30 protein-coding genes and 1 pseudogene are annotated in these 23,244 nt (G+C 65.8%); 22 read left to right on the top strand and 9 right to left on the bottom strand.

What is annotated here, in order from left to right; all coding sequences use genetic code 11:
- Positions 1-21: 21 nt before the first annotated feature.
- A complete protein-coding gene (locus QM707_RS10060) occupies positions 22-975 on the top strand; it encodes a hypothetical protein (protein ID WP_415001711.1) in 954 nt (317 codons plus the stop codon).
- A gap of 66 nt (positions 976-1,041) precedes the next feature.
- On the opposite strand, the gene QM707_RS10055 is transcribed toward QM707_RS10060, so the two are convergent.
- The 4 genes from QM707_RS10055 to QM707_RS10040 form a co-directional block, all read right to left on the bottom strand.
- On the bottom strand, positions 1,042-1,491 hold the full coding sequence (locus QM707_RS10055; RefSeq protein WP_415001710.1) for a PA2169 family four-helix-bundle protein: 450 nt from the start codon (positions 1,489-1,491) through the stop codon (positions 1,042-1,044).
- Between the two features lie 20 nt (positions 1,492-1,511).
- Positions 1,512-2,087 carry a DNA-deoxyinosine glycosylase gene (locus QM707_RS10050; protein WP_415001709.1) on the bottom strand — a complete coding sequence of 192 codons (576 nt, stop codon included), beginning with the start codon at positions 2,085-2,087 and terminating at the stop codon, positions 1,512-1,514.
- Positions 2,088-2,107: 20 nt separating this feature from the next.
- The gene (locus QM707_RS10045) at positions 2,108-2,374 is read right to left on the bottom strand and encodes a GlsB/YeaQ/YmgE family stress response membrane protein (RefSeq protein ID WP_415001708.1); all 267 of its coding nucleotides are present in this window, start codon (positions 2,372-2,374) and stop codon (positions 2,108-2,110) included.
- A gap of 260 nt (positions 2,375-2,634) precedes the next feature.
- Positions 2,635-2,850 carry a hypothetical protein gene (locus QM707_RS10040; protein ID WP_415001707.1) on the bottom strand — a complete coding sequence of 72 codons (216 nt, stop codon included), beginning with the start codon at positions 2,848-2,850 and terminating at the stop codon, positions 2,635-2,637.
- Positions 2,851-3,090: 240 nt separating this feature from the next.
- On the opposite strand from QM707_RS10040, the gene QM707_RS10035 reads away from it, so the two are divergent.
- From QM707_RS10035 to QM707_RS10010, 6 genes and pseudogenes are all read left to right on the top strand, one after another.
- Positions 3,091-3,762, top strand: coding sequence for a BON domain-containing protein (locus QM707_RS10035; RefSeq protein WP_415001706.1), 672 nt, complete (start codon positions 3,091-3,093; stop codon positions 3,760-3,762).
- Positions 3,759-4,334: a DUF4142 domain-containing protein gene (locus tag QM707_RS10030; protein WP_415001705.1), complete on the top strand. Its 576-nt coding sequence runs from the start codon at positions 3,759-3,761 to the stop codon at positions 4,332-4,334. Before QM707_RS10035 ends, QM707_RS10030 begins: the two co-directional genes overlap by 4 nt.
- Positions 4,335-4,357: 23 nt before the next feature.
- A pseudogene (locus QM707_RS10025) lies at positions 4,358-4,510 on the top strand (HupB); the annotation flags it as partial.
- Positions 4,511-4,617: 107 nt separating this feature from the next.
- Positions 4,618-6,258: an ABC1 kinase family protein gene (locus QM707_RS10020; RefSeq protein WP_415001704.1), complete on the top strand. Its 1,641-nt coding sequence runs from the start codon at positions 4,618-4,620 to the stop codon at positions 6,256-6,258.
- 6 nt (positions 6,259-6,264) lie between these two features.
- Positions 6,265-7,479 (top strand): NAD(P)/FAD-dependent oxidoreductase, encoded by a 1,215-nt coding sequence (locus QM707_RS10015; protein ID WP_415001703.1) that lies wholly within the window; start codon positions 6,265-6,267, stop codon positions 7,477-7,479.
- A gap of 75 nt (positions 7,480-7,554) precedes the next feature.
- The gene (locus tag QM707_RS10010) at positions 7,555-7,716 is read left to right on the top strand and encodes a hypothetical protein (RefSeq protein ID WP_415001702.1); all 162 of its coding nucleotides are present in this window, start codon (positions 7,555-7,557) and stop codon (positions 7,714-7,716) included.
- 56 nt (positions 7,717-7,772) lie between these two features.
- Here QM707_RS10010 and QM707_RS10005 read toward each other — a convergent pair whose 3' ends face one another.
- Positions 7,773-8,156, bottom strand: a complete 384-nt coding sequence (locus QM707_RS10005; RefSeq protein WP_415001701.1) for a DUF4345 domain-containing protein — start codon at positions 8,154-8,156, stop codon at positions 7,773-7,775.
- Between the two features lie 117 nt (positions 8,157-8,273).
- Between QM707_RS10005 and QM707_RS10000 the strand changes: the two genes are divergently transcribed.
- From QM707_RS10000 to QM707_RS09980, 5 genes are all read left to right on the top strand, one after another.
- On the top strand, positions 8,274-8,771 hold the full coding sequence (locus tag QM707_RS10000; RefSeq protein ID WP_415001700.1) for a hypothetical protein: 498 nt from the start codon (positions 8,274-8,276) through the stop codon (positions 8,769-8,771).
- 170 nt (positions 8,772-8,941) lie between these two features.
- A complete protein-coding gene (locus tag QM707_RS09995) occupies positions 8,942-10,555 on the top strand; it encodes a diguanylate cyclase domain-containing protein (RefSeq protein ID WP_415001699.1) in 1,614 nt (537 codons plus the stop codon).
- A 102-nt stretch (positions 10,556-10,657) separates the two neighbouring features.
- Positions 10,658-11,254 carry a hypothetical protein gene (locus QM707_RS09990; RefSeq protein ID WP_415001698.1) on the top strand — a complete coding sequence of 199 codons (597 nt, stop codon included), beginning with the start codon at positions 10,658-10,660 and terminating at the stop codon, positions 11,252-11,254.
- A 121-nt stretch (positions 11,255-11,375) separates the two neighbouring features.
- Entirely contained in the window at positions 11,376-12,776 is a 1,401-nt protein-coding gene (locus QM707_RS09985; RefSeq protein ID WP_415001697.1) for a hypothetical protein, read from the top strand.
- Positions 12,777-12,895: 119 nt separating this feature from the next.
- Entirely contained in the window at positions 12,896-13,840 is a 945-nt protein-coding gene (locus QM707_RS09980) for an NmrA/HSCARG family protein (protein ID WP_415001696.1), read from the top strand.
- A gap of 15 nt (positions 13,841-13,855) precedes the next feature.
- Here the strand turns inward: QM707_RS09980 and QM707_RS09975 are convergent, their stop codons facing one another.
- Positions 13,856-14,218 (bottom strand): hypothetical protein, encoded by a 363-nt coding sequence (locus QM707_RS09975; RefSeq protein ID WP_415001695.1) that lies wholly within the window; start codon positions 14,216-14,218, stop codon positions 13,856-13,858.
- A gap of 164 nt (positions 14,219-14,382) precedes the next feature.
- On the opposite strand from QM707_RS09975, the gene QM707_RS09970 reads away from it, so the two are divergent.
- The 7 genes from QM707_RS09970 to QM707_RS09940 all read left to right on the top strand — a co-directional run bounded on the left by QM707_RS09970 (position 14,383) and on the right by QM707_RS09940 (position 18,930).
- Positions 14,383-15,057, top strand: a complete 675-nt coding sequence (locus tag QM707_RS09970; protein WP_415001694.1) for a COG3650 family protein — start codon at positions 14,383-14,385, stop codon at positions 15,055-15,057.
- 37 nt (positions 15,058-15,094) lie between these two features.
- Positions 15,095-15,952: a lysostaphin resistance A-like protein gene (locus QM707_RS09965; protein WP_415001693.1), complete on the top strand. Its 858-nt coding sequence runs from the start codon at positions 15,095-15,097 to the stop codon at positions 15,950-15,952.
- Positions 15,953-15,955: 3 nt separating this feature from the next.
- On the top strand, positions 15,956-16,795 hold the full coding sequence (locus QM707_RS09960; protein WP_415001692.1) for a DUF3025 domain-containing protein: 840 nt from the start codon (positions 15,956-15,958) through the stop codon (positions 16,793-16,795).
- A 31-nt stretch (positions 16,796-16,826) separates the two neighbouring features.
- Positions 16,827-17,303: a DUF4124 domain-containing protein gene (locus QM707_RS09955; protein WP_415001691.1), complete on the top strand. Its 477-nt coding sequence runs from the start codon at positions 16,827-16,829 to the stop codon at positions 17,301-17,303.
- 102 nt (positions 17,304-17,405) lie between these two features.
- Positions 17,406-17,801 carry a hypothetical protein gene (locus QM707_RS09950; protein ID WP_415001690.1) on the top strand — a complete coding sequence of 132 codons (396 nt, stop codon included), beginning with the start codon at positions 17,406-17,408 and terminating at the stop codon, positions 17,799-17,801.
- 140 nt (positions 17,802-17,941) lie between these two features.
- Positions 17,942-18,682, top strand: a complete 741-nt coding sequence (locus tag QM707_RS09945; RefSeq protein ID WP_415001689.1) for an HAD family hydrolase — start codon at positions 17,942-17,944, stop codon at positions 18,680-18,682.
- Positions 18,683-18,696: 14 nt separating this feature from the next.
- Entirely contained in the window at positions 18,697-18,930 is a 234-nt protein-coding gene (locus tag QM707_RS09940) for a hypothetical protein (protein WP_415001688.1), read from the top strand.
- 63 nt (positions 18,931-18,993) lie between these two features.
- On the opposite strand, the gene QM707_RS09935 is transcribed toward QM707_RS09940, so the two are convergent.
- Positions 18,994-19,641, bottom strand: a complete 648-nt coding sequence (locus QM707_RS09935; protein WP_415001687.1) for an energy transducer TonB — start codon at positions 19,639-19,641, stop codon at positions 18,994-18,996.
- Between the two features lie 86 nt (positions 19,642-19,727).
- On the opposite strand from QM707_RS09935, the gene QM707_RS09930 reads away from it, so the two are divergent.
- The 3 genes from QM707_RS09930 to QM707_RS09920 are packed head-to-tail and all read left to right on the top strand — an operon-like array spanning position 19,728 to position 21,089.
- Positions 19,728-20,165 carry a copper resistance protein NlpE N-terminal domain-containing protein gene (locus QM707_RS09930; protein WP_415001686.1) on the top strand — a complete coding sequence of 146 codons (438 nt, stop codon included), beginning with the start codon at positions 19,728-19,730 and terminating at the stop codon, positions 20,163-20,165.
- Positions 20,166-20,178: 13 nt separating this feature from the next.
- Positions 20,179-20,688, top strand: coding sequence for a hypothetical protein (locus QM707_RS09925; protein ID WP_415001685.1), 510 nt, complete (start codon positions 20,179-20,181; stop codon positions 20,686-20,688).
- Positions 20,685-21,089 (top strand): GFA family protein, encoded by a 405-nt coding sequence (locus tag QM707_RS09920; RefSeq protein ID WP_415001684.1) that lies wholly within the window; start codon positions 20,685-20,687, stop codon positions 21,087-21,089. The genes QM707_RS09925 and QM707_RS09920 overlap by 4 nt, the downstream gene beginning before the upstream one ends.
- A 142-nt stretch (positions 21,090-21,231) precedes the next feature.
- Here QM707_RS09920 and QM707_RS09915 read toward each other — a convergent pair whose 3' ends face one another.
- Together QM707_RS09915 and QM707_RS09910 are read right to left on the bottom strand one after the other, a co-directional pair.
- Positions 21,232-22,314: an ABC transporter permease gene (locus QM707_RS09915; protein WP_415001683.1), complete on the bottom strand. Its 1,083-nt coding sequence runs from the start codon at positions 22,312-22,314 to the stop codon at positions 21,232-21,234.
- Positions 22,311-23,225 carry an ABC transporter ATP-binding protein gene (locus tag QM707_RS09910; RefSeq protein WP_415001836.1) on the bottom strand — a complete coding sequence of 305 codons (915 nt, stop codon included), beginning with the start codon at positions 23,223-23,225 and terminating at the stop codon, positions 22,311-22,313. Before QM707_RS09910 ends, QM707_RS09915 begins: the two co-directional genes overlap by 4 nt.
- Positions 23,226-23,244 lie beyond the last annotated feature (19 nt).

Below are 23,244 nucleotides of genomic sequence, written 5' to 3'. Positions count from 1 at the left end.
CAACGTCAAGGAGAAACCGTCATGCCCGACTGCGGAATATTGCTGGAACAGCTCGATATCGCCACCGACGAGTACCTGACCGCTTATCAGGTCTACTGGGCCAAGCGCGCCGAACTACAGCAGAAATACAGCGACTTCTCGCAACAAGTCCAGGAGATCGACCAGCGCCTGGATGCGATGGAAGAAGACGAGCAGGACCTGCTGGAAGAGCGCGATGCCCTGGGCGAGTACGACCCGAACCAGACCGAGTGCAGCGGATACCAGGATGCCTGGAATCTCGCCGACCAGATGCTCGGCGCGGCCAATGCGGCCTGGAATCAGGCGTACGCCCGCTACCAGCTGGCGACCGAAGAATACGAGCGCCTGAGCGAAGAATGGGCGGAGATCTACGCTCACTTGAGCGGCGCACGCGATCGACTGGACGAGGTGCAGGCACAGATAGCCGAGCTCGAACCTCACGAAGCCGACGACACCAGCGTGCCGGGCTTGGACGAGTTGCGCGAAGAACGGTCTTCGCTCGAGGAGGAGATCGCCCTGCTCGAACCGATGGAAGCCGCGGCCTTCGCTGCCGCCGAAGCCGCCGACCGCGAATCGGCCGAACTGATGCAGCCGCTGGACGAGTTGGAGGACGCGGCGATCCGCGCCGAAGAAGTGGAGCGGACCGTCTGGGAAGATTGGCAGGCTTGCCTGGACAATTCCGCCAGGGCCATTGCCGGCGCCGAGATCGAGGCGGAGCTGCGCGCGATCGACAGCGAGCGCGGGCAGTTGCTCAACCAGCGCGAAACCGCCAGCACCGGCATGAAGGACTACGACATGATGGGCGGCAGCCTGTTCCAAGAGGAAATCGCCGAGCCGGAGGCGCGGTACAACAAGGCGATCGGCAAGATGTTCGATGCGTTCAACGCCGCCAAGGCGCATGGTTGCATCGAAGGCGAGGCCGGCCAGTACAAGGAGGAGTACGATGCCGTCGAGTGAAGGCGCGACGGCGAACGGCCGTGGGATCGTCGCTGCCGCACTTGGTCGCGAGGCCGTCCGCCGGCGCTAGTTGATCTGCAAGCGCAATACGTCCTGCAGTTGCCGGCGTAGTTGTTCCATTTCCGGCAGGTAGCCTCCGGCCAGTTCGCGGACGCGATCGGAGGCCGCCAACGTCGCTTCGCGGAAGGCTTCGACGATGCGGTCTTCTTGTTCTGCCAGCGCGCCCAGATAGCTCGCTTCGGGGTCGTCCACCAGCATCGCCTTCAGTTCGACGTAGTTGTGCCTGAAGCTGCCGAGCCAGCTGCCTTCGCTGATGGGTTCGCCGCCGTTGAGCGACACTTCGGCCTTCAGATCCGAAATGATCGACACGTTGCTGCGCCGGATCCGGTCCAGCACTTCCAGTCCGTCCGGACTGGTGCTGCGGTCGCTGGCGAGTTCGAGGAAACCGATCGAATCTTCCAGGACTTCGATCAGGTCGTTGAGCGTGGCGGTATTGCTGCGCATCTGTCCTTCCATGGTTCGGATGCCTCTATCGGCTAGTGCTGCGCTCTGTCGCGTAGCACGGACCAGGCGACGAGCTTCTGCGAGTGCCGTAGCGATGCATTGGCCGGACTGGTCGACGGCAGCGGTTGCAGGGCGATGTCGAGATGCAGGCCGTCGAGCCTATCGGCGATCAGCGAGTCGAACAATCGCGCCGCGACAGCGCCGTTGAAATAGATGCGGCGTATGCCCGGATGGGTACGCAGGAAAGCGGCGATGTCGTTCGGCACGCGGCCATCCTTCGCCACCGGCGCGCCGGCATAGGCTGTGCGATCACAGGACTGCACCACGTCCCACAGTGCGATGCGGTTCTGTTTCAGGATGCGCAGGCGCAGCTCGTACGGCAGGCAGGGGCCCGCGCCGTACAAGGCGCCCATGATCTTCCAGAACGAATCGCTGGCATGAGCGTAGTACTCGCGCACGCGCAGCGCTTCGATGCCGGGCATGCTGCCTAGGATCAGCGTCTGAGCGCGCGGGTCGCAGACCGGCGCGAACGAACTGGGACGTAGCCGCAAGCTCGGCGGCATGCTTGCCAGCGCGTGGCGCACGGCGGGAACGGTGTGCAGCTGCATCGCCAGATCCGAACCTGCGCTCAGCGCGGCGCGCCGCGGCGGAACAGGTTGACGATGGCCAACAGGATCACCGCGCCCAGCAGCGAAACGAGGAAGCTGCCGAGCGAAAGTCCGGTATTGATCGTGCCGATGCCGACCAGCGGCGAGATGAGCCAGCCGGCCAGGATGGCGCCGACGATGCCGACGACGATGTTGAGCAGGATGCCCTGCTGCGCATCGCGACGCATGATGATGCTGGCGAGCCAGCCGACGACGCCGCCGATGATGAGCCAGATGATGATTCCCATGCCGCACGCTCCTTGTGGACGGGCGATGCGCCGAGGAGCGCATCGCGAAAGATGAAGAGAGGCCCGCCAGGGCAAGAGGCGGGGAGATGCGGCTGGCGGGCCTCATGCAGGACGTTGGCTTGGGGTGTGCCGTCGGCGCTGCAGGATCGTCACTGCAAGTTCGGTGCCAGCCGCTGATCTGCGGTTTTCGCCGTGGTTTCGCCGCAATCTGCAGGCAACGCGAGCGGCGTGGAATGCAGCTCGCACGACGCATGCGGCGCTCAGTTCGGGGTGTCGACGCCCGCCGGCGGTTGCAGGTACATCGCCGGGATGATGCGGCGCGCTTCCGGTGCGGCGATCAGGCCTTCCAGGCAGAGGAGAGCGGCATCGGCGAAGTCGCGATGGCCCTCGGCGGTGGCGAACAATACGAGGTGCGCCAGCGCATCGATCGCATCGGCGGCGGCTTCGGGCAGGACTTGCGCTTCTTCGATCGACATGACTGCTTCCTTTCGTCGGATGTCTTCGCCTCGAAAGCGAGTGTGCTCCGCGAAAGCCGTCCGGTGCGTGAATCGCCATCCGCCGCCGACATGTCGTGCGAACCGCATGGCGGCTTGCAAGCTGCAATGGTTTTGCCAACCGCGTTTCGCGGTGTAGCGCGCCGCGACCTATGGCATGCGCATTGCTTGGCGAACCGTATGCATCGGACGCCAGGACGGCGACCGCGCAAGGAGGAAGCGATGGACAGAACGAGCCATGCCCGTCAGGACGCGGGGCGTAGCGGAAGGAATCCGCGGAAACCAACCTGGCACCAGGCGTCGGAGACGCATGATGTTTCCGAAGGCGACGACTACGGCTTGCGCCGCGACGCCGGCTTCTACTTCAACCAGGGCCAGGGACGGCAACGCTGGATCGAGCAGGGCCTGGGCCAGGAAGGTTTCGAGCGCAGTCGTTACTCCGATCGTGCGGAGAACTATCGCAACGGATATCGCCAAGCGCCGAGAGCGGGCGAGGGCGGTGAAGGTTATGGCGGACCGGTCGATCCGAATCACGGACAATCGGTCGAAGGCTATGGCGGCCAGAAAGATTACGCGGTGGAAGTGTTCGAACACGTCGCGAAAGGCCGCTCGTTCCATGTGTCCGTCCGTTCCGACATGGCGATCGTCGATGAGGTGCGCGAACTGCTGGCCGACAATCCGTCGCTCGACGCGCGTGACATCGACGCGGCCTGTTTCCAGGGCATCGTGACCTTGCAGGGCACCGTCCCCGAGCACGCGATGCGGCATCTGGCCGAAAACCTCATCGCCTATTGTCATGGCGTGCGCCATGTGCGCAATCGCCTGATCGTCGGCGGCGTTTACGCATCGTCGGAGACGAACGTGCGTCCGTCCTTCAATGGAGAGAACTCATGAAGAGCATGGCGAAGTGGACGAGCCTCCTGTTCGTGGCGAGCATCAGCCTGATGTTCAGTCTTGCGTCACTGGCGACCGTGCCCGAACCGGCCAAACCAGTGAACACGGCCGTGGCCGGCAGCGACGACCGGGCCTTCGTCGAGCAGGCATTGCATTCGGGTCAGATGGAAGTGGCGATGGCGCGCATCGCCCAGGAAAAGGCCGCGGATCAATCGGTGAAAGAAACCGCGCGCATGCTCGAGCGCGAGCATGAGGAACTGAACCGGAAGCTGCAGGGCCTGCTGACGACGGCGCCTGGGGCGTCGAGCCAGGGCACCCTTTCGCAAGCGCAGATCGCGGCGGCCAACGCCGACATGAAGACGATGCAGGAACTGCAGGGGGATCGCTTCGACAGCGAGTACGTCGCCATGATGGTCATGCATCACAACGCCTCGATCCTGAAGTTCGAAGAAGCGAGCAACAACGAAAAGCTGAGCGCCGGCGTGAAACAACTGGCGCTCGATGCGTTGCCGACGCTGCGCCGGCATGCGGCGGCCGCACAGGGTCTGCAGGCCAGCCTGGCTGCGCGTTGACGGCGATCGCAAGGAGAAGAGCCATGCCGCGGGGCGAAAAATCGGCCTATACGGACAAGCAGAAGCGCCAGGCCCGCCACATCGAGCAGAGCGAGCTCGACAGCGGCAAGAGCCGCAAGACGGCCGAGCGCATCGCCTGGGCGACGGTGAACAAGCAGGATGGCGGCGGCAAGAAGAAGCGCTAGCTCGCGACGACAAAGAAGCAGGGAAGCAGGCGCGCACGAGCCGGTGTCCGGCGACATCGGCTTTTTGCCCGGCGCAGCGATTGGACAAGGAGAGTTTCATGGCGGATTCGGTGCGGTTGGCGGCGATAACGGCCTTCCTGGTCAAGCATCGCAAATCGCTTTTCTTCGACGCGCAGTCGCCGGATTCTCCGGTCATGGCGGCGGAAGCAGCGCAGTTCGCGAGCGACCTGGAAGCGCTCGGCCCCACGTTCATCAAGATCGGGCAGATGCTGTCCACGCGTTCGGATTTGCTGCCGGCCGAGTATCTCGCCGCCCTCGCGCGTTTGCAGGACGGCGCCGCGCCGATCGATGCCGACAGCATCCTGGAAGTGATCGAAGTGGAACTCGGCGCGCGGCCTGACAAACTGTTCGCGCAGTTCGAAACGACGCCGATCGGTACCGCCTCGTTCGCCCAGGTGCATGCCGCCGTGCTGCCCAGCGGCCGTGAGGTCGCGGTCAAGGTGCAGAAGCCAGGCATCGAAGCGCAGATCCAGGCCGACCTCGCCAGCATCGCGACCCTGGTGGCTTCGGTGGGCCTCGTCAGCGATATCGGCAAGCGTTACGGATTCGCCGAGTGGTTGGACGAATTCCGCATCGCCATCGCCGCCGAGCTCGACTACCTGCAGGAAGCGAGCAACCTCGAGATCTTCGCCGAGCGGTTCTCCGACTTTCCGCATCTCGACGTTCCCGAGCCGGTGCGCGACTACACGACGGCGCGCGTGCTGACGATGGAGCGCATGCGCGGCACGAAGGTCACGGCCATTCCCGGCGTGTTGCGCACCGAGACCGACTTCCTCGCGCTCGCCGAGGAACTGGGTCGTGCCTATCTCGACCAGATCTTCGTGCATGGCCTGATGCACGCCGATCCGCATCCGGGCAACGTGCTGCTGACCGACCCGCCGGGCCTGGCCCTGCTCGATCTGGGCATGGTCGGTTACGTCCCGCCGCGCATCCGCGACCAGCTGCTGAAGCTGGTACTGGCGGTCAGCGAGGGGCGGGGAGAACAGGCGGCCGAGATCCTCATACACCTGGGTACGCGCCTGGAGAAATTCGACGAGGCGCGTTTCCATCGCGAAACCGCCCGCTTGGTGGCGAAGTTCTCCAACGGGCGTTCGCAAGCGCAAAGCGAGGGCAGCATGCTCTCCACCCTGGTTGCGCTGGGCGCCGATTGCGGGCTGCGACCGCCGCGCGAACTGACGATGCTGGCCAAGACCCTGCTCAATCTCGAATCGGTGCTGGTGGCGCTGGAGCCGGCGATCTCGATGCGTGCCGTGTTGCACGAGCGACTGGAGCATGTGTTGCGCGAGCGCGCGCTGGGCAGCCTGGATCTGCGACGACTGGCGGTCGACGCGCTCGACGTGCAGGAACTGTTGCGCGAGTCGCCGCAGCGCCTGTCCAGTTTCCTCCGCACCCTGGCCGACAATCGTTTCCGCGTGCATGTCGCCGGTCTGGAGGAGTCGCGCCTGATCGAGAGCATGCAGAAGATCGCCAACCGCATCACCGCCGGCGTCATCGCGGCCGCGATGGTGATCGGCGCGGCGCTGATGATGCGTGTCGATACGGCCCACCGGCTGTTCGGCTATCCCGCCTTCGCCCTACTGATGTTTCTGCTGGCAGCCGGACTCGGCGGCGCGCTGGTGCTCAGCTCTCTGCTGGGCGACAGGCGGGCCGGCCCGCGCATCGAAAAAGACCCACTGTAAGCACGCATGGATCTCAAGAGCGGCTATCCGTTCTGGGCGATCCGGAGCGGGCTGATTCATGCGTTTCCGCGTCTGGAGCGAGATCTGCGCTGCGACGTCGCCATCGTTGGTGGGGGCATTACCGGTGCGATCGTCGCGACCGAACTGGCGGACCAGGGCTGGGACGTCATGTTGATCGAGAAGCGCGACATCGGCTGGGGTAGCACTGCCGCCAGTACCGCCCTGCTGCAGTACGAGATCGATACGCACCTGGTCGATCTCGCAAGACAGTATGGCGAAAACGACGCGGTGCTGGCCTATCGCGCCTGCCTTGACGCGCTCGACCGCTTGCGCGCGATCGCGCAGGGGCTGCGCGGAGTCGAATTCCGTCGGAGCGACAGCCTGTACGGCGCCAGCAGTTGGCGCGACGTCGGCAAACTGCGGGAAGAGTTCGCGATGCGCAAGCGGCACCATTTCCCGGCGCATTGGCTCGAGCGCAAGGCCCTGCGCGCGCTCTACGGCCTGGACGCGCAAGCCGCCATCCTCAGCACGGCGGCTGCCCATGTTGATCCGTATCGGTTGACCTATCGTCTGCTAACGAGGCTGCAATCGCATGGCGTTGGCGTGTTCGATCGCTCCGAGATCGCGAGCATCGAGGCCGGGGCGCGCTCGGTCCTGCTGCGCCTGTCAAACGGTGTCGCATTGCGCGCCGCGCACGCTGTCATTGCGGGCGGCTACGAAAGTCAGGCGTGGCTGCCCGAACGGGTCGCACGCAATCGCAGCAGCTACGCCTTCGTCACCGATCCGCTCGGCGAGGAGCGCATCGCGGCCCTCAGGCACACGATGTTCTGGGAATCGGCACGACCCTACCTGTACGTGCGTGCGACGAAGGATCACCGTTTGGTGGTCGGCGGGGAGGACGATGCCATCGACGTGCCCGCGAAGCGTGATCGGCGCGTTCTCGGCAAGGCAGAACGGATGGCCAGGAAGCTGCAGCGCCATTTCCCCGCGCTGGAGGTACGGCCCACCTTCTGTTGGGCCGGTACGTTCGCCGAGACGAAAGACGGCTTGCCCTTCTTCGGGCCGCATCCGCGTCACAGTCCGCGTCTGCATTTCGCCATGGCTTACGGTGGCAATGGCATCACCTATAGCGCCATTGGCGCTCAGCTGATTTCGGAACGCCTGCATCGCCGGCGCAGTCGCCTGGGCGAACTGTTTTCCTTCGATCGGCTCAGGCGTTGAGGACGGATTGGAAGGCCGGATGGTGTTGGCACGACTGATGCTGGTATTGCCTGCAAGCCATCGAAGGAGCGTGACATGGACGACAAGCGCAAGAAGGAAAAACCCTCGGCCGCCAAGCAGGTCGGCGCCGACCGGGCCAGGAATGCCAAGCAGCCGCAGGAAGGCCTGCCGACGCAGAACGTGCAGGGCGCGCGCATCCCGGACCAGGGCGGGCGTCGCGAACGCTCGTCGCGCTGAGACGCCGCCATGTGCTTCGCGGGGATAGAGGAAGACCAGTGGCAGCGTTGGCGCGATCAGGAGCGCAGGGAGAAATTCATCGCCAGCAGCGCGACGGCACCGGCCAATAGCAGGAGTTCCAACGAACCGACCATCAGCGTCGTGCGACCGACCTTGCCGAACCTGGCCACGCCGATCCATCTCGACAACGCGATCGGCGCGTAGATCGCGGCGGAAAACAGCAGCCCGACCTGATGCCAGGCGGGCTGCCAGGCGCACAGCGCGTAGAAGATCGCGAGCCCGAACTGCAGGCCTCCATAAACCGTTGCGTATTCGCAGCGGCCACCCGCGCTGAGCGAAAGGTAGCCGACGGCCTGCGACGTGGCGTCCAGACGAATCGTGCACCATGCGGCGAACGCGAGATACAGCATTGCATTTAGCCAGAGGTAGGCCACGGTCATGTCGCGTGCTCCGTTCGGGAATGGCGGCAGGATGCTCGTCGATGCGTGCAGGGCGCGAGAACGCGCGCTGGCATGGCTCCTGCTGCGGAATGTTCGTACCCCCACGGAGATGAGGCCATGAAAACCAGGCATGTCGTATGCACGCCCGATGTCGCCGCCGCCCGTTCGGTGATGCAGGCCGCGCGTGGGCAGGGCATTCCGGAAGACGACATCTTCCTAGTCGCGCGTTCCGATATCGAACTCGAGCGCATTCCCGACGACAAGAAGGTCGTCGCGACGGATTTCGTTCCCGCCGCGTTGCGCGGCACGCTGGCCGGTGCCGTCACCGGCCTGCTCGCCGGCCTGGTCGCCGTCGCCATCCCGCCGCTTGGCGTCACGATCGCCGGTGCCGGCGCGATGGCGGGCATCGGTGCACTGGTAGGGACCTGGTCCTCGGCCTTGATCGGCGCTTCGCTGCCGGATCCCGTACGGCAGATGTACGACGACGAGATCAAGGCCGGGCGCATCCTCGTCGTGGTCGATGTCGCCGACGACGAACTTGAGCAAGCGATGGCGGCGATGAACGCGGCGGGCGGAACGCTGAAGTCCTATTCGATGCCGGCGGCGCTGACCTGAGGGCAAACGCGGCGCCCAGGCCCGCTTTGGCCGGGGCCAGCGGCGGTCGGGCGTCGGGCGAACAGGCGGGAACCCCTTGGCCGGAATGCGGTCCGACTCGCGTGAGTTTCACCAAGCCCGGGTCGGCAGCGACGCGGTAAGCTATCGACGAGCCGTTCGCCCCGCGTGCCATGACCGATCCCGCCTCCACCGCGCCCGACCGCAGCCACCTCTGGATCGGACTGGCGATTTTCCTCGCCACCCTGGCGGCGTCGTGGTTCTTCGTCGACTTCGTCGGCCGCACCGGTCATGGCCTGGAGCGCGAGCGGGTGATGTCGCTGGCGCGCACGGCAGCGGCGACGCTGGACTCGAAGCGCATCGCTGCCTTGCAGGGCACAGCCGCCGACGTCGGCAGCGCCGATTTCGACAGCGTGCGCGACGAGCTGCGGCGTGCGCGCGACGTCAATCCGGATTTCCGTTTCGTCTACCTGATGCGACCTGCCCCGGGCAAGCAGGACGCGATGATTTTCCTCGCCGATGCCGAGGCGCCGGAGTCGGCCGATTATTCGGCGCCGGGCGACGTGTACGACGGCCCGTCCGAGAACCTGCGTTCGGTGTTCCGCACCGGTTTGCCGGTGGTCGAGCCGCCGACGCGCGACCGCTGGGGCTATTGGGTCACCAGCATTGCGCCGGTGCGCGATGCCGGTGGCAGGATCGTGGCCGTGCTCGGCATGGATATCCGAGCCGATGCCTGGCTCGCCACGCTGCAGCGCTACCGCGCGTTCGCCGTGGCGATCTGCGCACTGGTGCTGGCGCTGGAACTGCTGTTCGTCTTCGGCCTGCACCTGCAGAAGCGCGCCGCCGCGCGCCTGGAACTGCTGAACCGCAAGCTTGCGTCGCAGCTCGATGAACTGGAGAAAGCGCAGGAAGGCCTGCGCCTGGCCGATGTCGTCGTGCGCCATACGGGCGATGGCATTCTCGTGCTCGACCCACAGCTGCGCGTGGTCAGCGCCAATCCGGGTTTCGAACGCATCACCGGCCATCGCGCCGATGCCGTGGTCGGCGAAGTGCCGCCGCTGTTCGGCGACGATCCCGATGCCCTGCAGCAGGTGCGTTCGCGCCTGCAGAGCGGCACGCATTGGGAAGGCATGTTGTGGGCGCGTCGTGCCGACGAGGATCGCTTCCCGCTGGAGGCCGGCGTCGATGTCGTGCGCGACGAACACGGGCGCGTGCAGCACCATGTGATGGTGTTCCGCGACGTCACCGTGCAGAAACAGCTGGAAGACCGCCTGCGCGAACTGTCGGCGACCGATGGCCTGACCCTGCTCGCGAACCGCCGCAGTTTCGACGAAGCGCTGGAGCGCGAATGGCACCGCGCCACGCGGCACGGCGAACCGGTGTCGCTGATCATGTGCGATATCGACCACTTCAAGCCCTACAACGACATCTACGGCCATCTCGCCGGCGATCGCTGCCTGCAGCAGGTCGCCACCGCCATCGCCGCCGGCGTGCGCAGCGAAGGTGCCTTGGTCGCGCGCTACGGCGGCGAAGAATTCGCGATCATCCTGCCGCGCACCGACGGGCCGACCGCACAGGAAATCGCCGAGAGCCTGCGCCGTCGCGTCGAGGCGCTGGGCATCGCCCATTCCGGCAACCCCGATGGCGGGCGCGTCACCGTCAGCGTCGGCATTTCGACCCGCACGCCGCCGCAGACCGCCGACTACGTCGATCTGATGCAGAGCGCCGACCAGGCCCTGTACCGCGCCAAGGAAAGCGGGCGCAACGGCGTGGCGAGCTCCGAGTAGCCGAAACGACACGAGAACCGCGTCGCGTATTCGCGGCGTCCGAGTTCTCCCGCGTACCGGATACCGTTAGCATCGCGTTTCCACTGTCATTCCTGGAATCGCGTGACCGAGCACAATCCCTATCTCGCCCCCGAGGCCGGCCTCGCGGATGGCCCTGCTCCGGTACGACCGCGTTTTTATGTGGTCTCCAAGGCGAAGTTCTGGGCGTTGTACCTGGGCACGCTCGGCTTGTACGGCATCTACTGGATGTACCAGCACTGGGCCAACCTCAAACGCGCACGCAAGAGCGACGAGTGGCCGGTGATGCGAGGCATCTTCGGCATCTTCTTCGTGCATTCGCTGTTCGCCGAGTTCGACCAGGAGCTGGCCCGACGCGGTATCCGGCACGAATGGAGCCGCGTGCCTATCGCGACCGCGACGGTCATCCTCATGCTCGCCAGCAACATCATGGACCGCATGGCCTGGCGCGGGGTCGGCAGTCCGTATATCGACGTGCTGTCACTGGGGGTGTTGCCCTTGATCGCTTTCCTGGCCTGGCAGGGCCAGCAAGCCGCCAATGAGGCTTGCGAAGACCCCCGGGGCGAAGGCAATCGCCGGTTCACTGCGGCGAACATCATCTGGCTCGTGATCGGCACATTGTGGTGGCTGCTGGTCCTCCTCAGCCTGTTCGTCATCGTCTTCATGCCCGAGGTCCTGTAGTGGCCATACCACGCGCCGAAAGACCCATTGTCCTGGGCATCGCGGCGCTGGTGTTGGCGACGATCGCGGTGGCGGTCGGAAAACGCTGGGCGGGCCATCGATCCGCGCCTGGCGGGGACCGATGATAGGCGTCTTCAAGTACGGTCTCGTCCTGGCAGCCGTTGCACTGGGGCTGTACGCGATGCTGGTCGTCGGAATGCGCCTGCGTGGGCCGACCGCCGAGCAGGCGGTGGCGCTGAAAGTCTTGAACGAACCGGTCGCGCCCGTGCGCGGGCGAGATGGTTCGGATGCGGTCTGGTTGCTGCCTTTCGATACTCCGGAACACGAGCGTACGGAAGCGGCGCGGCGCCTTCGTGACTACCTGGCCCGATCGTCGGTGCTGGCCGGCACCGGGCGCCAGGAGGAAGCGGATCGCCTGGCCGATCCCTCGCGCGATTTCGCCACGTTCGCGCCCATCGATTCGAAAACGCCGGGCCTGTGTCCGGAATTCGGCGCGGACTGTCTGCGCCTCGTGCGGGAACAGCGCCAGGTCGTGGATCAGGTACTGACGGAACATGCCGCCGGGCTGCGCGCAGCCCGGCGCCTGGCCGACTACGACGGTCTGCGCTGGGGCCTCGAGCCCAGCCTGCATGCCGCGATGCCGCAGTTCGCCCCGCAACGCCTGCTGGTGCGCACGCATTACGCTCGCATGTTCGATCTCGGCGGACAGGAAGCGGCGATCGCCGGCGTTTGCCGCGACCTCTGGGCCTGGAGACGGCTAGGCAGCGACAACGACATGGTGTTGGCGAGCGTGGTGGCTTCTTCGTACGCGCGCAGTGACCTGCGCCTGCTTTCCGAAATGCTGGCCGAATGGCCGGCGGACGCAGGTCTGCCTCCCGATTGTGCCGGAGCGCTTGCGCCGGTCCAGGCGCGCGAGCTCGACCTCTGCCCGGGAATCCGAACCCACTATGCGGCGATGGCGCGCGAGTTCCGGTTCCAGCCTCCTCCCGCCGGGGAAGATGGCCTGGTCCACCGATGGATGGACCGCGAGCATGCCGCAGCGGCGTTGGCGCCTTCGTTCGCGCACTACTGCGGCGCCGATGTCCTGCGACTGCAGCAGCAGGACCGTTCGGCGACCCAGTTGGGGCCGCCGCCCGCAATCTGCGGGTCGCTCGAACGGGTCGCCGACCCGTTTGGCTGCGCGCTGGCGGGGCTGGGCGTCGACGAGCGACTGTCGCGTTACGTCGATCGCCGAACCGATTCCGCGGCAGCGATTGCGCTGATGCGCACCGTGGTCTGGCTGCGCGCGCAATCGCCGGATCCTTCTTCATGGTCTGCCTTGCTGCCGAAGCGGCCGGCCAGTCTTGGATTGAAGCGCGAACCGAAGATTTCCGCCGATGGTGCGCGCATTTCGATCGCGTTGCTTGACCGGAGCCGCGATGCCGAATTCAGCCTGGTCTTGCGCCCGGCGCCACAAGCGATGAACGAGGGCGCCGGTTCGCCATCCGCAGGCGACGGAGGCTCCTCGGCACGCAATCGCTAACGGCTTCAGGACAGTAGCCCCTGCAACGCTGCGTTCACGGCGTTGCGGCGGGTGCTGGCTTAGGATGGCCGCCTCGCCGCGAGACCTCTCGGCGCCCGATTGAAACCATGGAGTACATCATGAGCGACAAGAAGATCATCGCCGTCGTCGGCGCCACCGGTGCGCAGGGCGGCGGTCTCGTCCGCGCGATCCTCGCCGACCCCAATGGCGGTTTCGCCGTGCGCGCGTTGACGCGCGATCCGTCCTCGCCGAAAGCGCAGGCCCTGGCGCAGGCCGGCGCCGAGGTCGTCGCCGTCGATGTCGACGACGAGGACAGCCTGACGCGCGCCCTGCAGGGCGCGCATGGCGCGTATTTCGTCACCTTCTTCTGGGACCACATGTCGCCCGAGAAGGAATTCGCCGAGGCCGGCAATATGGCGCGCGCCGCCAGGCGCGCGGGCATCCAGCATGCGGTCTGGTCGACGCTGGAGGACACACGCCGTTTCGTGCCGCTGGACGACGATCGCATGCCGACCCTGCAGGGCAAGTACAAGGTTCCGCATTTCGATGCGAAGGGCGAAGCCGACCGGCTCTTCGCCGAAGCCGGCGTGCCGACGACGAACCTGGTCACATCGTTCTACTGGGACAACCTGATCCATTTCGGCATGGGCCCCAAGCAGGGCGACGATGGCCGTTGGACCTTCGTCCTGCCGATGGGCGAAGAAAAACTCGCCGGCATCGCGGCCGAGGATATCGGCCGCAGCGCGTATGGCGTGTTCAAGCAGGGCGAAGCAGCGATCGGCAAGACCATCGGCATCGCCGGCGATCATGTGTCGGGTGCCGAGATGGCGAAGGTGTTGAGCGAAGCGCTCGACCGCGAGATCGCGTACTACGCGCCGACGCCGGAGCAGTATCGCGGCTTCGGTTTTCCCGGCGCCGACGATCTCGGCAACATGTTCCAGGTTTACCAGGAATTCCAGCCGCACTTCGAAAGCAGCCGGCCCATCGCGGCGACGCGCGCGCTCAATCCGCAGTTGCAGTCGTTCCGCGAATGGGTGAAGAGCAACGCCTCGCGTCTGGGCTGATCGCCCGCGACGGAATCACTCTTCGAGCAGGTAGACGTCGAGATCCTCGGCGTCGTCGTCGCCGATCGGTTCGGCGCTGAGCGGGTCGGTGGCGGCGGCTTTCGCCACCGTCAACGCAGGGTTCGGCAACGTGCGCACGCCCAGCCGTCGGAACACCAGGGATACCTGCTCGGGGTTGGCCGCGCGGGCATCGGGCCAGTCCTCTTCGAAATAGACGTCGACGCTGACCAGTTCGTCGTTGCTGGCATCGGCGCGGATCGCATAGTGATCGACCCAGTCGATTTCCTGCAGTGCGCGGGAGACGTCGTCTTCGAGGTTGCCGCCGGCGTCGCGGCCCGCGCCGTCGTCGAGGGAACGTTCGAACCGATAGGTGCCCATGCGCCCAGTTTCCCAGTCAAAAAGCCGGCGTTTCCGGCGGAATTACCTTACCCTAGGGGGTGCGCAAAACTTTGAACTGCGTCACAGTTCTGACCAGCGGTGCCTGTAGGCCGACTGACGCGCATTGCCGCACAATTCCTACGACGACAACGGGAGAAATCGCCGTGAAAATCGCTACCTTTCCTGTCGTGTTACTGGCGTTGCTAAGCACGGCTTGCCAGCGCGAGTCCGCACCGCCTTCCGCAGCCGAAAACGCGCCCGCGCCGCCAGCGTTGCTGCCGCAGGATGCGGCGCCGACCAGCGAGCGCCTGCGCGGACAGTTCGTCATCGGCAAGGATGGCTACGGTCTGACCCTGTGCGGCGAACAGACGCAGCGTCGGGTTGGATTGTCGGGCGAAGCGGAAGCGTTCGTCGCCAAGTTGGTCGAGGCACAGGCGCGCGAGTTCTTCGTCGATGCGCAGGGCATGCACCACACCGACACGGGCCTGAGCATCGAACGCTTCGAACGTGCCAGGGCGGAGGGCGGTCGCTGCGACGAAACGGATCAAACCTTCCTGTTCCGTGCCGTCGGCACCGAGCCGTTCTGGTCGGCGAACGCCGCGCTGGGCAAGCTCACGATCGAACGCCCCGACGCGCCGGCCGTCGTTGGAGATCTGTCGGCGCCGACGGAAGAGGGCGATGCGCAGCGTTTCGTCGCTCAGACCGGGCAGGGCGAAGCGAGCTTGCTGCTGGCGCCGACGCCTTGCAGCGACGGCATGTCGGACAACCTGTACGGCTGGACGGCAACACTCGTTTTCGAAAACAGGGAGTGGGCGGGATGCGCATACTTCGGCGAATGAAAGTCTCGATGCTTCCGATCGCCTGGCGCGTTGCCGCATGATCCGTCGTCGTCCGATCCTTTCCTTCCTGCTGCTGACGCTCGCGTTCAGCGCCGTCTTCTACTACCTGATGCGCGGCGGCGAAGCGCGTGGCGGAATCATGCGCTACTACGTCACCGGCGTGATGTGGTGCCCGGCGCTCGCGGCGCTGATCGTGCAACGCCAGTTCGGCGCGACCGCCGACGCGTTGGGCTGGCGCTTCGGCGAATGGCGCTGGAACCTGGGCGCGTATCTGGTGCCGGTGCTGTATGGCCTGATCGCTTATTCGATCATCTGGCTGACCGGCCTCGGCGGGTTCCCCGAACCCGGTTATCTCGCCGACAACGCGAAGATGGTCGGCCTGCCGGTGCCGCCGCTGGTCGCCAATCTCCTGATGCTGCTGGTGCTGGCCGGACCGGGCGTACTGCTTTCCTGCGCCAGCGCGCTGGGCGAGGAACTTGGCTGGCGCGGCTTCCTGACGCCGCGCCTGGTCCAGCGCTTCGGCTTCACCGGCGGCAGCCTCGCGGTCGGTTTCATCTGGGCGGCCTGGCATGTGCCGATCCTGTTCTGGCCGAAATATCTCGGCACGACGCCGATGCCGTTCGCGATGGCCTGTTTCTTCATCAGTCTGATCGCATCGAGTTTCGTCTACACCTGGTTCCGCTTGCGCTCGGGCAGCGTCTGGCCGGCCGTGCTCCTGCACGCCAGCCACAATGTCTTCATCCCCCTGGTCTTCACGCCGCTGACGGCGGAAACGAGCGAACGCACCGCTTATGCGGTGGACGAGTTCGGTTTCATGCTCGCGGCGGTGAATATCGTCCTGGCTCTCGCGTTCTGGTGGCGGCGCGACGAAGCGACCAGGGCCGCCGTGGCCTGAACAATGCGTTTCCAGTCGCCGCGGCGCAGCGAGGTTTCGCCGGAAACGTTCGTGCATCCGATCTTCTCCGGCTTCGATGCGCCCGAAGGCTGGTTGGCCTCGGGCGCGTGGCCGGACGTCCATGCGGCGGTTGCGCCAAGGCATGGCATCACCGGTCGGTCGCTGCGTTTCGCCGACCCGGATCGTTTGCCGGAGGATGGCCTGCATTACGAAGCGCGCATCCACGACGAGGCGGCGATTCCGACGCGCAGCGAAAACTGGCATGACCTGTTCAATGCCCTGGTCTGGCGTCGGTTCCCGGCCATTAAGTCGGCGCTGAACCGACGACAGTACGAAGACCTCGCGCAGGTCGGTCCACATCGCCGGACGCCGGCGCAGCAGGCGATGACGCATTACGACGAAGCCGGCGCCATCGTGCGGCTGCGCGATGCCGCACTGCTCGAGGCCTGGGACCGGCACGATTGGACGACGTTGTTCTTCGAACGCGCGGAAGCCTGGCGCCGCGGCGACATCGACCTGTGGATCTTCGGCCATGCCTTGCTCGACCATGCCCTGGCGCCGGGCCTCTATCCGGTGGCGAAGGCATTGGTGTTTTTCGATGACGGCTGCGCCAGTCACGATTTCGATGTAGACGGCCGTGTCGCGTCCGCGATCATGGCCGGCGAGTGCCTGAACGATCCGCAGGAACTGCGCCCGCTGCCGCTGTCGGGCATTCCGGGCTGGCATCGCGACTTGCAGGACTCCGCGTTCTATCGCGAACGCCCGTGTTTTCGCCCGCTTCGCGCCGGCCGCACCTATCCATCGCCGTTGTCGCCGCAAGACAGGCGCGGCGCAGCGCGCTAGATTGGACCGACTTCGACCGATGGATCGTGCGATGAAACGCCTGCGCCCCATGTTTCTGTTGACCTTGTTCTTTGCCGGCGATGCCGCTGCCGAGACGCTGTACAAATGCCTGTCCGCCGGCGGCGAAACCAGCGTGCAATCCAGGCCCTGTCCGAAAGGAAGCACTCAGGTATGGCGGCGGGACGCCTCGCCCGACCCGATGCCGACGCCGGAACAGCAGCAGGCCGCCGAGCAACGGCGCCAGCAGGACACGCAGAACGCCAAGGCCTTGTCGGTCATCGCCGGTACGACCGAGCCGGAAGCGAAGCCGGCGCCGCCGCCACCACCGCCGAAGCCCGAGCCTGCGACGGTCGACGAGAATCGTCCGAAAGGTCCCTGCCGTCGCGCCCACGAGTTCGCTGATGCGATTCGCGCGAACAACGCCTGGCTGGAGATGCGCGACGACCAGCTCTATCGATTGGATGCTTGGGTCGTCGAACAATGCCGCGAGGCGCGCGAAGGCGAGTGAGGCCGTCCGCCGGCTGAACGGCGCGGTGTCGAGCCCCGAAAGTTCAACGCCGATTCACCGCCCGCGCCCGATCCTGCGAACCGGTGGTACGGAGGATCGGACATGCGTGCAATCACGGGATGCCTGATGGCGATGCTGATCGGCGTCGGCGGTTTGGCCGAGGCCCGGCAGCGGGCGCCGGAACAGCGCATGCGCGTCGAGGTTCCCGCCCAATCGGTGATGTTCGACCAGGGGCGTCCCTTCGATCGCCATGATCGCGCCAAGACCTCGTTGACCGTCGTGGCCGATGCCGACGGTCGCAAGCGTTATTACAGGATGGTTGACCCGAAGGATCCGACCTACTGCGACAAGCCGCAGCCCTGGGTGCAGAACGGCGGAACGGCCCAGGCTTCGCGCGTACGCGCCGACGCGCGCGTCAAGGCCGAAGCCTGCCACACGCCGGGCCCGCCCTATGGCGCCTACGACGATCGCGGGCAGTGGCATCCCTTCAAGCGTTGAGTTCGCACCGTCTCCCAAGAAGACGGGCAACAGTTTCTGATCATTGGAACGGAAAGGCCGGGCAACCCCCGGCCTTCTTTTTTCGAGCGCTCGCTGGCGGCAAGCCCTAGAATGCGTTTCCCTTTCCGCAAGACCGCCCCATGTTGCGACTGATCGGTTTCGACGGCGACGACACGCTCTGGCATAGCGAGGGTTTCTATCGCAGCGCGCATGACGAATTCGAGAGCCTGCTCGGCCGCTACATCGATTTGGCCGATGCGCGCGTGCACGATCGCCTTCTCGCCACCGAGCGCCGCAACCTGAAACTGTTCGGTTACGGCGCCAAGGGCATGACGCTGTCGATGCTGGAAACCGCGATCGAGTTGAGCGAGGAACGCATCAGCGCCCGCGATCTGCATAGCCTGTTGGCCATCGGCAAGGACATCCTCGCGCATCCGGTCGAACTGCTGCCGGGCATCCGCGAGGCGGTAGAAACGGTCGCGAACGAATACCGGATTGTGCTGATCACCAAAGGCGACCTGTTCCACCAGGAGGCGAAGGTCGCGCGTTCGGGCCTGACCGACCTGTTCCACCGCATCGAAATCGTGTCGGAAAAGGATGCGACGACTTACGCGCGCCTGTTCGAGGAGTTCGCCGTCGCGCCGGAGCATTTCGCGATGGTGGGCAATTCCCTGCGCTCGGACATCGCGCCGGTCATCGCGCTCGGCGGATGGGGCGTGTACATGCCCTACCACGTCACCTGGGCGCACGAGCAGGACACCGATTTCGCCGAGGACCACGCGCGCGTGCGCCGCGTCGCCGACGCCTCCGGCGTACCTGCGGCATTGCGTGAGTTGCAGGCCGTGGCCGCCTCGCCGGCCTATAATGCCGACGCCGGATAGGACGGGACCCAAGCATGACGTGGTGGATGTGGCTGCTGCTGGCGATTCTGATGGCGGGTGCCAGTGGCATGTCGGCCATGCTCAGCCTGTCGGCCGGTACCGCCTTCGGCACCGATTACCACACGATGACGCCGCGTCAGCGCGTGATGGGGCGCTTGCTCTATCGACTGGCCTTGTTGGGTGCGTTGCTGTTCGGTCTGACGGGCGCGATCGCGCTGGTGCTGGGCATCCGCCCCTTGTTCGCCTGAAATCGTTCGCCCGAAGCTGGGTTCCGCATGGGCGGCGGCATGGCGGCCGCCGCCCGAGGTCATTCAGCGCTGGAGCGTGAAGCGGATCGGTACGCGCGCATAAGCGCTGACCGCCGTACCTCCCACCTGCGCCGGCACGAACTGCCAACGCGCCTTGACGAATTTTCTCGCCGCCTCGTCGAGCAGACTCGAACCGCTGCTTTGTTCGATGCTGACTTCCAGCGGACTGCCGTCGGCGCCGACCAGGATCATCAGCACGACCGTGCCCTGCATGCGACGTTTTTCCGCCAGCGCGGGATAGGGCGGCGGCGGTGCGACCCGCGTCATCAGTTCGGCGATCGCGGGACCGACGGTCTCGAAGGTGTTCGGCGTACCCGCATCTTCCACCGCCGGAATGCTGCCGGCATCGATGGGTTCGGGCGGTAGATCCGCGATCAGTTCGGGTTGCGGGATCTGCACCGGCTGCGGACGCTCCGTAGGTTGAGTGCGCACCTGTCGGACTTCCGGCGGCGGCGGGGGCGGCGGAAGTTCCTCGGGAACTTTCCACTCGACCTCGGTCGTTACTTCCTTGCTTGTCGCCGGCGCAGGCGCTTGCAACGGCGCCAGCAGCAGCATGAAGGCGAACGCATGCAAGGCGATCGTGACGCTGTACCCGGCGATGCGCTTGGGATCGAGCGAGGTCAGGAGCGACGGGTTCTGGACAAGCACCATGGGACACCTCCGGGTTGGTACATCCCGGAAACGGGCCGGCGTCGGGAATGGGGTTAGACGGCGCGATTCGGGCCTAAGATGGCGGCATGGACCGGATCCGGACGACTGCCCTGATGTGCCTGGCCGCTCTGTTGGCGGCGGGTTGCGGGCGCGAAGGGGCGACCCCCTTGTCCGAGGCCGGCCCGGCGGAGCGCGGCGTCCGGGTCTGGCAGGGCGTGCTGCCTTGCAGCGATTGCCGCGGTGTCGAGACGCGCCTGGCGCTCAGCCGCGATGGCGGAAGGCACGAGTACGTGCTGTCCGAGTCCTATCTCGGACCGCGCCGCACCGACTTCGACCAGATCGGCGTCTGGCGCGAAACGGTACCCGCCAGTTCGCCAGCCGGGATGCGCACCTTGATCGTGCTCGATCCGGGCGAGGCGCGCGAACGTCGATTCGCCCTGATCGAAGACGGTTCGCTGGAGTTGCTCGAAGCCGATGGCTCGCGCCTGGCCGATGGATTCGCGTATCGTCTGCCGCGACGATGAGCGGAGCAGGGCGATGAAGATTCGGACGGTATGCTTGCTGGCGAGTTTGGCCTGCGCGTTCGCGTTGCCGCTGGCGGCGAAAGTCGCGACGAACTATCTGCCGCGCAGCGGCGATGCGGCGCTGGACTCGGACCTGATCGCCCTCGACGAAGCGGCACGCGCCAGCCAGAGCGCCTTGATCGACGCGATGGTGTCCGAACTCGGCGCGCCACGTTACCTGCTGCGCGAATACCTGGGACCGAAGCGCTGGGCGCCGGGCGACGTGTACTGCGCCTGCGCCATCGCCTATCAGTTGCAGCGGCCCTGCCTGGACATGCTGCGCGAGTACGAGCCGCGGCGAAGCGAAGGCTGGAGTGCGTTCGTAAGGTCGTTCGGCCTGTTGCCGGGTACGTCCGGCTTCGATGTACTGAAAGAACGCATCGGCAAGGCCAGGGCCAGGCTCGCGCCGGCGCAGGCGCCGGAAGCTTCGATGAAGCAGGACGTGGCCGCCGACGCGCCGCCCGCCAAGGAAGGAAAGAAATGAGCGACACGGAAACGAACGTGATCCATCGTGGCGGCTGCCATTGCGGCCGCGTGCGTTTCGAGGTCGAAGCGCCGGCCGTATTGCGCGTGCAGGAATGCAATTGTTCGCTGTGCCGGATGAGCGGCTTCTGGCATCTGATCGTGCCGGCCGCGCGTTTCCGCCTCGTCTCGGGGCAGGACGCCTTGACCGAATACACCTTCAATACCGGCGTGGCCAAGCACCGATTCTGTCGCGTCTGCGGCGTGAAGAGCTTCTACATTCCGCGCAGCAACCCCGATGGTGTGGACGTCAATGCGCGTTGCCTGGACGATGGCAGCGCGACGAGCATCGAGGTCGAGCCCTTCGACGGCCGCAACTGGGAACAGAACGCCGGCGCGCTGGCGCATTTGAGTCAGGGCTGATCCCGGCACCGATGTCGATGTTTCTGTAGGAGCGATGACCGCAGGAAATTCCTGTGGGTCGCAAGTCGCGACCTGTCCGGCCACAACGTGTCGCGACTTGCGTCGCTCCTACAGCGGTCGCCCCGAAGACAGGAGCTTGCGATCAATCCAGCTTCTTGCGGATGCGTCGCGTCGAGACGATCAGCAAGACGGCGGCGATGACGCCAAGCGCGAGCAGGTCGTTGGGCATGTCCTGCAATCCTGCGCCGCGCAGCATGATGGCGCGGATCAGTCGGATGAAATGCGTCATCGGCAGGATCTCGGCCAACCACTGCGCGGCCTTCGGCATGCCCGCATACGGGAACATGAAACCCGAGAGCAGGATCTGCGGCAGGAAGGTGAAAAAGGCCAGCTGCATCGATTGGAACTGGGTCTTGGCCAGCGTCGAGATCAGAATGCCGAGCGCGAGATTGGCCAGGATGAAGAGCAGGGCCGCGGTATAGACCTCGAGCAGATGCCCGCGGATAGGCACGGCGAACACCAGCTTGCCCAGCAACAACACAACGGTGACCTGCACCAGGCCGATGCCGACGAAGGGCAGCACCTTGCCCAGCGTCAGCTCCCAGGGCGACACCGGCGTCGCGATCAGCATCTCGAGATTGCCGCGCTCGCGTTCGCGTACCAAGGCCATGCCGGTGAACATCACCAGGGTCATCGTCAGGATCACGCCGATCAGGCCGGGCACCGTGTTCACCGGCGCGCGCCGTTCGGGGTTGTAGAAGTTCACGACTTCAACGCTTTGGTAGCTCGCGGCAACGCCGGCCAGCGGCATCGTCGCCAATTGCCGCGCGGCGGCCTGCACGCTCTGGTCGGATCCGTCCACCATCACCTGCAATGCGGGGGCATCGCGCGTTTCCACGCGGCGTTCGAAATCGGCGGGTATGACGATGCCGAGGCTGATGCGTCCCTGGCGTATCCACTCCTGCAACTGCGCCGGACTATCGGCCTGGCCGTGCAGGGCGATGACGCCGGTCGCGGCCATCGTCGCCAGCGCTTCGCGCGAACGCGCGGTTTGCGCCTGATCGACGGCGGCGGCGTCGATGCCACGGATATCGAGATTGATCGCGAAGCCGAACAGCAGCAACTGCAGCGTCGGGATGCCGAGGATCATCGCGAAGGTCAGGCGGTCGCGGCGAAGCTGCCGCAGTTCCTTCAGCACGATGGCGAACAGGCGCGTGAGGTTCATGCGGCCTCCCGCAATCGCGCCTGTCGCGTCGCGGCGACGAAGACGTCTTCGAGGTTCGGCGCCACCGCTTCGATCTCGACGTTCGCCTCGCCCACGAGCGCGCGCAAGGCGGGCTCGTCCATGCCTGGCTCGGCCAGCACGCGCAAGTCGGTGCCGATCTGCGCGACGCCGAGCACGCCGGCCTTTGCGCGCAGTTGCACTTCAAGCTTGCGCGCGTTCTCGCTGCGCAGGCGCCAGACGCGCCCGGGCAACGCCGCGCACAGCGCCTGCGGCGTGCCGTCGGCGACGAGGCGGCCGCTTTCGAGAATGGCGAGGCGATGGCAGCGTTCGGCCTCGTCCATGTAATGCGTCGACACCAGCAGCGTCGTGCCGGCATCGGCGAGTTCGAAAAGGTTCGCCCAGAAATCGCGACGCGATTCTGGGTCGACCGCGCTGGTGGGTTCGTCGAGCAGCAGTAGCTCGGGTTCGTGCAGCACGGAGCCAGCCAGCGCGAGGCGCTGTTTCTGGCCGCCCGACATGGTGCCGGCCAGTTGCTTGCGCCGGTCGCTGAAGCGATAGCGTTCGATCATCTCGTCGACGCGCTGGCGTGCGAGCGCACGCGGAAGGTCATGCACGGCGGCGAGAAACTCCAGGTTCTCCTGCACCGTCAGGTCCTCGTACAGCGAGAACTTCTGAGTCATGTAGCCGATGCGCGTCTTCAGTTCCTCGGCCTGCTCGGGAACGCGCAGGCCCAGCACTTCCACCTCGCCTTCGCTCGGCGTCAGCAGGCCGCAGAGCATGCGCAGCGTCGTCGACTTACCCGAACCGTTCGGCCCGAGGAAGCCGTAGACCTGGCCGCGCGGCACCAGCAGATCCACATGGTCCACCGCGACCAGTGAACCGAAGCGCTTGGTCAGGCCGCGCGAACGGATCGCGATCTCGTTGTCGTGC

It is taken from the genome of Arenimonas sp. (assembly GCF_047602345.1).
Taxonomy (GTDB): Bacteria; Pseudomonadota; Gammaproteobacteria; order Xanthomonadales; family Xanthomonadaceae; genus Arenimonas.
Note: the sequence above shows the minus strand (reverse complement) of the source record. Positions and strands in the feature narration are given on the sequence as shown.

What these genes read in the sequence shown, in the direction of transcription:
- QM707_RS10035 (WP_415001706.1), top strand. Translation starts at nt 3,091, where the DNA reads ATGGACAGAACGAGCCATGCCCGTCAGGACGCGGGGCGTAGCGGAAGG.
- QM707_RS09955 (WP_415001691.1), top strand. Translation starts at nt 16,827, where the DNA reads ATGAAACGCCTGCGCCCCATGTTTCTGTTGACCTTGTTCTTTGCCGGC.
- QM707_RS09965 (WP_415001693.1), top strand. Translation starts at nt 15,095, where the DNA reads ATGATCCGTCGTCGTCCGATCCTTTCCTTCCTGCTGCTGACGCTCGCG.
- QM707_RS10045 (WP_415001708.1), bottom strand. Translation starts at nt 2,374, where the DNA reads ATGGGAATCATCATCTGGCTCATCATCGGCGGCGTCGTCGGCTGGCTC.
- QM707_RS10020 (WP_415001704.1), top strand. Translation starts at nt 4,618, where the DNA reads ATGGCGGATTCGGTGCGGTTGGCGGCGATAACGGCCTTCCTGGTCAAG.
- QM707_RS09980 (WP_415001696.1), top strand. Translation starts at nt 12,896, where the DNA reads ATGAGCGACAAGAAGATCATCGCCGTCGTCGGCGCCACCGGTGCGCAG.
- QM707_RS10015 (WP_415001703.1), top strand. Translation starts at nt 6,265, where the DNA reads ATGGATCTCAAGAGCGGCTATCCGTTCTGGGCGATCCGGAGCGGGCTG.
- QM707_RS09960 (WP_415001692.1), top strand. Translation starts at nt 15,956, where the DNA reads ATGCGTTTCCAGTCGCCGCGGCGCAGCGAGGTTTCGCCGGAAACGTTC.
- QM707_RS09920 (WP_415001684.1), top strand. Translation starts at nt 20,685, where the DNA reads ATGAGCGACACGGAAACGAACGTGATCCATCGTGGCGGCTGCCATTGC.
- QM707_RS10040 (WP_415001707.1), bottom strand. Translation starts at nt 2,850, where the DNA reads ATGTCGATCGAAGAAGCGCAAGTCCTGCCCGAAGCCGCCGCCGATGCG.
- QM707_RS10050 (WP_415001709.1), bottom strand. Translation starts at nt 2,087, where the DNA reads ATGCAGCTGCACACCGTTCCCGCCGTGCGCCACGCGCTGGCAAGCATG.
- QM707_RS09945 (WP_415001689.1), top strand. Translation starts at nt 17,942, where the DNA reads ATGTTGCGACTGATCGGTTTCGACGGCGACGACACGCTCTGGCATAGC.
- QM707_RS09925 (WP_415001685.1), top strand. Translation starts at nt 20,179, where the DNA reads ATGAAGATTCGGACGGTATGCTTGCTGGCGAGTTTGGCCTGCGCGTTC.
- QM707_RS10060 (WP_415001711.1), top strand. Translation starts at nt 22, where the DNA reads ATGCCCGACTGCGGAATATTGCTGGAACAGCTCGATATCGCCACCGAC.
- QM707_RS09935 (WP_415001687.1), bottom strand. Translation starts at nt 19,641, where the DNA reads ATGGTGCTTGTCCAGAACCCGTCGCTCCTGACCTCGCTCGATCCCAAG.
- QM707_RS09930 (WP_415001686.1), top strand. Translation starts at nt 19,728, where the DNA reads ATGGACCGGATCCGGACGACTGCCCTGATGTGCCTGGCCGCTCTGTTG.
- QM707_RS10000 (WP_415001700.1), top strand. Translation starts at nt 8,274, where the DNA reads ATGAAAACCAGGCATGTCGTATGCACGCCCGATGTCGCCGCCGCCCGT.
- QM707_RS10005 (WP_415001701.1), bottom strand. Translation starts at nt 8,156, where the DNA reads ATGACCGTGGCCTACCTCTGGCTAAATGCAATGCTGTATCTCGCGTTC.
- QM707_RS09995 (WP_415001699.1), top strand. Translation starts at nt 8,942, where the DNA reads ATGACCGATCCCGCCTCCACCGCGCCCGACCGCAGCCACCTCTGGATC.
- QM707_RS10010 (WP_415001702.1), top strand. Translation starts at nt 7,555, where the DNA reads ATGGACGACAAGCGCAAGAAGGAAAAACCCTCGGCCGCCAAGCAGGTC.
- QM707_RS10055 (WP_415001710.1), bottom strand. Translation starts at nt 1,491, where the DNA reads ATGGAAGGACAGATGCGCAGCAATACCGCCACGCTCAACGACCTGATC.
- QM707_RS09940 (WP_415001688.1), top strand. Translation starts at nt 18,697, where the DNA reads ATGACGTGGTGGATGTGGCTGCTGCTGGCGATTCTGATGGCGGGTGCC.
- QM707_RS09975 (WP_415001695.1), bottom strand. Translation starts at nt 14,218, where the DNA reads ATGGGCACCTATCGGTTCGAACGTTCCCTCGACGACGGCGCGGGCCGC.
- QM707_RS10030 (WP_415001705.1), top strand. Translation starts at nt 3,759, where the DNA reads ATGAAGAGCATGGCGAAGTGGACGAGCCTCCTGTTCGTGGCGAGCATC.
- QM707_RS09915 (WP_415001683.1), bottom strand. Translation starts at nt 22,314, where the DNA reads ATGAACCTCACGCGCCTGTTCGCCATCGTGCTGAAGGAACTGCGGCAG.
- QM707_RS09985 (WP_415001697.1), top strand. Translation starts at nt 11,376, where the DNA reads ATGATAGGCGTCTTCAAGTACGGTCTCGTCCTGGCAGCCGTTGCACTG.
- QM707_RS09950 (WP_415001690.1), top strand. Translation starts at nt 17,406, where the DNA reads ATGCGTGCAATCACGGGATGCCTGATGGCGATGCTGATCGGCGTCGGC.